The organism is Kitasatospora sp. NPDC054768 (assembly GCF_053612025.1).
In genome coordinates, this window is record NZ_JBSHBN010000290.1 from 1,029 (window position 1) to 5,583 (window position 4,555).

General features: G+C 73.4%; 4 protein-coding genes, 4 tRNA genes and 1 pseudogene. 5 read left to right on the plus strand and 4 right to left on the minus strand.

Features of this window, described 5'->3' with window-relative positions:
* Positions 1-303, minus strand: a pseudogene (locus tag ACWGKU_RS40250) (hypothetical protein); the annotation flags it as partial.
* 110 nt (positions 304-413) lie between these two features.
* Between ACWGKU_RS40250 and ACWGKU_RS40255 the strand changes: the two are divergent.
* Positions 414-914, plus strand: a complete 501-nt coding sequence (locus ACWGKU_RS40255) for a DsbA family protein (RefSeq protein WP_380359240.1) — start codon at positions 414-416, stop codon at positions 912-914.
* 12 nt (positions 915-926) lie between these two features.
* Here the strand turns inward: ACWGKU_RS40255 and ACWGKU_RS40260 are convergent, their stop codons facing one another.
* From ACWGKU_RS40260 to ACWGKU_RS40270, 3 genes are all read right to left on the minus strand, one after another.
* The gene (locus tag ACWGKU_RS40260) at positions 927-1,775 is read right to left on the minus strand and encodes a GNAT family N-acetyltransferase (RefSeq protein ID WP_452179915.1); all 849 of its coding nucleotides are present in this window, start codon (positions 1,773-1,775) and stop codon (positions 927-929) included.
* Positions 1,776-1,864: 89 nt separating this feature from the next.
* On the minus strand, positions 1,865-2,695 hold the full coding sequence (locus ACWGKU_RS40265) for an aminotransferase class IV (protein ID WP_387691897.1): 831 nt from the start codon (positions 2,693-2,695) through the stop codon (positions 1,865-1,867).
* Between the two features lie 12 nt (positions 2,696-2,707).
* Positions 2,708-3,808 (minus strand): chorismate-binding protein, encoded by a 1,101-nt coding sequence (locus ACWGKU_RS40270; RefSeq protein WP_452179916.1) that lies wholly within the window; start codon positions 3,806-3,808, stop codon positions 2,708-2,710.
* A 320-nt stretch (positions 3,809-4,128) separates the two neighbouring features.
* Here ACWGKU_RS40270 and ACWGKU_RS40275 point away from each other — a divergent pair.
* The 4 genes from ACWGKU_RS40275 (at position 4,129) to ACWGKU_RS40290 (ending at position 4,532) form a co-directional block, all read left to right on the plus strand.
* Positions 4,129-4,201: transfer RNA gene (locus tag ACWGKU_RS40275), tRNA-Gly, on the plus strand.
* A gap of 40 nt (positions 4,202-4,241) precedes the next feature.
* Positions 4,242-4,315: transfer RNA gene (locus tag ACWGKU_RS40280), tRNA-Cys, on the plus strand.
* Positions 4,316-4,347: 32 nt separating this feature from the next.
* A tRNA-Val gene (locus ACWGKU_RS40285) sits at positions 4,348-4,419 on the plus strand.
* Positions 4,420-4,460: 41 nt separating this feature from the next.
* Positions 4,461-4,532: transfer RNA gene (locus tag ACWGKU_RS40290), tRNA-Val, on the plus strand.
* Positions 4,533-4,555 lie beyond the last annotated feature (23 nt).

The following is a 4,555-nucleotide window of genomic DNA, read 5'->3' on the forward strand; positions in this document are numbered from 1 at the left end:
CTCCACCGCCCCGGCGCCCCGGCGGCCCACCCAGCGGGTGGTGACCAGCAGCACCGCCGAGACGCCGAGCAGCGCGATGCCGGTCCACACCCGCGGGTCGAGGACCAGCCTGGTCGCCCAGTCGGCGAACTCCCGGCCGATCGTGCTCGCCAGCGGGAACAGGCCGGTCAGGTAGAGGCCGGCGGGCAGCAGGGCCACCGCGAACCAGCGGGTCGCCGACAGGAAGCGCCGCCGGTAGGCCCGCAGCCCGGCGAAGGCCACCCCGCCCGCGGTGAGGACGAAGCTGATCGCCGCGCTCAGCACGGTGCCGCTCCTTCGTGTCCGGTCGTCCTGGTCATCGGTGCCTTCCTCTCGGTCCGCCCTCGGGCGCACCTCCGGCCGGAGCGGGCGCCCACTAGTGGAACACTGGGGGAATGATCGATGGTTCCCTCCCCCGCCTCGAGTTCTGGTGCGACCTCCAGTGCCCGGACTGCCACACCGCGCTGGACGACGTACGGGCGCTGCGCGCGCAGTACGGCGACGCGCTGCCCGTGGAGGTGCGGCACTTCCCGCTGGAGAAGCACAAGCACGCCTACGCCGCCGCGGAAGCGGCCGAGGAGGCGTTCGCGCAGGGGCTGGGCTGGCCGTTCGTCGAGGCGCTGCTGGCCCGTACCGCGGAGCTGGACGCGCGCGGGCAGCAGGTGCTGCTGGACGTGGCCCGGGAGGTCGGGGCGGACGTCGACGAGGTGGACACCGCGCTGATCGACGGCCGGCACATGCTGACCGTCGACGCCGACCAGGCCGAGGGCAAGGCGATCGGGGTCACCGGCACGCCGACGTACGTGATCGGCGGGCAGCGCCTCGACGGCGGCAAGAGCCAGGACGGGCTGCGCGAGCGGATCGTGGCCGTCATCGAGGCGGCGAAGGCTTCCTGACGACACGCCGGGTCACAGCTGCTTGCCGTAGAGGCGCTCGGTGACCCGGTAGCCGAGCGAGGTGTAGAGCCGGATGGCGACCTCGTTGCCGGAGAAGACGTTGAGGCCGAGGTTCCGCACCCCGGCGGCCAGGCACTCGCGTTCGGCGAGCAGCATCAGCGTGCGTCCGTGTCCCCGGCCCTGGTGGGCCGGGGACACCTCGACCTTCATCACCCAGGCGAGCGGTTCGCCGTCCGGCAGGTCGCGCAGGCGCGGCTGCAGCCAGAGCAGGCCGTACGGCTCCTCCCCGCCGTCGGCGCCGTACAGGCGGCGCAGGACCATGCCCGGGGTCTCCGGGTCCGGCGCGGCCGGGTTCTGCGGCCCGCCGCCCGAGCGGGCGCGGGCCTGTTCCTCGGTGAGGCCGGAAGCCACCATCACGCGGACGTAGTCCTGCACGGACCGGTCGAACCAGTCCCGGATCTCGGCCCTCCGGTCGAACGGGCGCACGCTCAGCCCCGCGGGCAGGTCCGGGGCGGCTGTCAACCGCTTGGACATGGCCAGGGCCCGCTCGGTGTACCCGAGCGTCACGGCGAGCCCCCGGGCCGCCGCGGCCGGCTCCGGGACGCCGACGTCGACCCGGGTGCAGCCCCAGGTGCGCAGCACCTCCTCGGCGGCCAGCCCGCCGAACGTTCCCCGACCCCGGCCGCGCCCCTCGGTGATCTCCAACTCGGATATCCGGCCCCAGAGTTGATCGCCCTGCGGGTCGGCGGTGGTGCGCAGCGCGCCGACCGGGTGGCCGTTCGCGAGGATCAGCCAGCGTCTGGTGCGGCCGCCGGCCGCGGTGGGTGTCTCCGGGCCCTCGGGGCGCAGCGTGGTGGTCATGTGGTGGTCCCTTCCCGTTGCACGGGGGGTTATCCACGCGGCCGGTGCGCTTCCCCGGCGTTCTTCCGGGCTGCTCTCCCGGGCGGGGATCACGGGTCGAGGTCGTCGCCGCTGCGCTCGGTGAAGACGGCCATGGCCTTGGCGGTGACGGGGCCGATGCCGGGCAGTTCGCGGTCGTCGACGCGGGTGACGGCCTGGACGTCGCGGGTGGTGGAGGTCAGGAAGACCTCCTCGGCGTCCTGGAGGGCGCTGAGCGGCAGGTCGGCCTCCTCGGCGCCGCACCAGTCGACGACGAGCTGCCGGGTGATGCCGGCCAGGCAGCCGGAGGCGAGGGCGGGGGTGAGCAGGCGGCCGCCGAGGACCACGAAGACGTTGGATCCGGTGCCCTCGCAGAGCCGTCCCGCGGTGTTGGCGAGCAGGGCCTCGGAGGCGCCGGCGCGGTGGGCGGCGGCCAGGGCGACGACGTTCTCGGCGTACGAGGTGGTCTTGAGACCTGCGACGGCGCTGTGCTCGTTGCGGCGCCAGGGGACGACGGCGACGGCGGTCTCGTCGGGGCGGTGGCCGATCGCGCTGAGGGCGACGACCAGGGTGGGGCCGGCGGTGCCGCGCTCGGAGCTGAGCGGGCCGTTGCCGCCGGTGTAGGTGACGCGCAGGCGGCCGAGCGGCGCGGGGTTGGCGGCGAGGACCTGGGCGCAGGCCTCGCGGACCAGGTCGTGATCGGGGTCGGCCAGGCCGAGGCCGCGGGCGGAGCGGGTGAGCCGGTCCAGGTGGCGGGTGACCGCGAAGGCCCGGCCGTCGACCGTCTTCAGGGTCTCGAAGACGCCGTCGCCGGTGGTGAGGCCGTGGTCGAGGACCGAGACGGCCGCGTCGGCGGAGTCGACGAGGGAGCCGTTGACCCAGCTCGTGGTGCGGTTGTGCATCGGGTGCTGCTCCTAGGCGGTGGGGGCGCAGGCCCCGGTCGGGTCGGATCCGGTGCCGGATTCGCCACCGGGTTCGCCACCCGACGCTATCGCGACGAGGCGGGCGGCCTTCAGTTCGGTTTCGGCCCATTCCCGCTCGGGGTCGGAGCCCCAGGTGATGCCGGCGCCGGTGCCGAAGCGCAGGACGGGCGCGCCGGGGTCCGCCCGGTCGATCCAGAACGTGCGGATGCCGACGGCGAGTTCGGCCTCGCCGCGGTCGGCATCGACCCAGCCGACGGCGCCGCAGTACGGGCCGCGCGGGGCGGTCTCCAGGGCCTCGATGATCCGCAGGGCGCTGGACTTGGGGGCGCCGGTGACGGAGCCGGGCGGGAAGGTGGCGGCGAGGAGCTCGGGCCAGCCGGCTCCGTCGCGCAGGGTGCCCTCGACGGTGGAGACCAGGTGGACCAGGCCGGGGTGCTTCTCGACGGCGCAGAGGTCGGGGACGGTGACGCTGCCGGTCGCGCAGACCCGGCCGAGGTCGTTGCGGACCAGGTCGACGATCATCACGTTCTCGGCGTGGTCCTTGTCGAGGAGGTCGTCCTCAGTGCGGCCGGTGCCCTTGATCGGGCCGGAGGAGACGGTGCGGCCGGTGCGGCGCAGGTAGAGCTCGGGTGAGGCGGTGGCGATCTCGACGCCGTGCCCGGGCAGGCGGACGGTGCCGGCGTAGGGGGCGGGGTTGCCGTGGGCGAGAAGGCCGGTGAGGGCGTCGACGTCGCTGAGGTCCGGGTCGGGCAGCGGTGCGGAGAGCACCCGGCAGAGGTTGGCCTGGTAGACCTCGCCGGCGGCTATGTGCTCGCGGATGCGGCGGACGCCCGCGGTGTAGGCGGTGCGGTCGAGGGAGCTGTGCCAGCTGCCGGCCTCCGGTCCGCGCCAGCCCGCGCCGGAGGGTGGGGCGGGGGCCGGGCGGACCTGGTCGAAGCGGGCGCAGGTCAGCCGGCCCTCGAAGTCGTAGGCGACGGCCCAGTAGCCGGCGGAGTCCAGAGCGGCCGGGTCCGAGGTGACGTCGCGCAGTCCGGTGGCCAGGCGGCCGCCGAAGCGGGCGAGCGGGGTGCGGGGGTCGGGGTGGCCGGACACGGTTCTCCTGCGCGGTGGTGCTGGGCGGCGGTGCCTGAAGTGTAGGTCGGGGGGCGTGGGCCCGGTCCGGTTCGCGCCCCGCGCACGAGCAGCTCTGTGCGTCACCCGGGTGTGCGCCGGGTGACCTGCGGATGATCGTCCGGGAGCGCCGCAGGTGGCGGCCGGTGGCCGTCCGGGAGCGCTGACGGGACGGCGCTCACCGGCCATCCCCTCGGCATGCTGCGGGAACGGATTTTTAGCTGGCCCGGGAATCCGCTAGAGTTCAACACGTCGCCAGGGAGCGCAACCGAAGAAAAGCGGTGAAGCCCCCCGGAAGACAGGCGGACGTGGCTCAGTTGGTAGAGCATCACCTTGCCAAGGTGAGGGTCGCGAGTTCGAATCTCGTCGTCCGCTCGATGGAGAACAGTGTAAGATCGTTCTTCATGCGTTGCCTGGTGGAGTGGCCGAGAGGCGAGGCAACGGCCTGCAAAGCCGTGTACACGGGTTCAAATCCCGTCTCCACCTCCAAGAGGTCCCCCGGTTCGACCGGGGGCCTCCCCGCGCGATTAGCTCAGCGGGAGAGCACTACCTTGACACGGTAGGGGTCACTGGTTCAATCCCAGTATCGCGCACGTCGGACCCTTCAGGGTCTGCTGCAACACCGCCGCACCAGGCGCGATTAGCTCAGCGGGAGAGCACTACCTTGACACGGTAGGGGTCACTGGTTCAATCCCAGTATCGCGCACGTCGGACCCTTCAGGGTCTGCT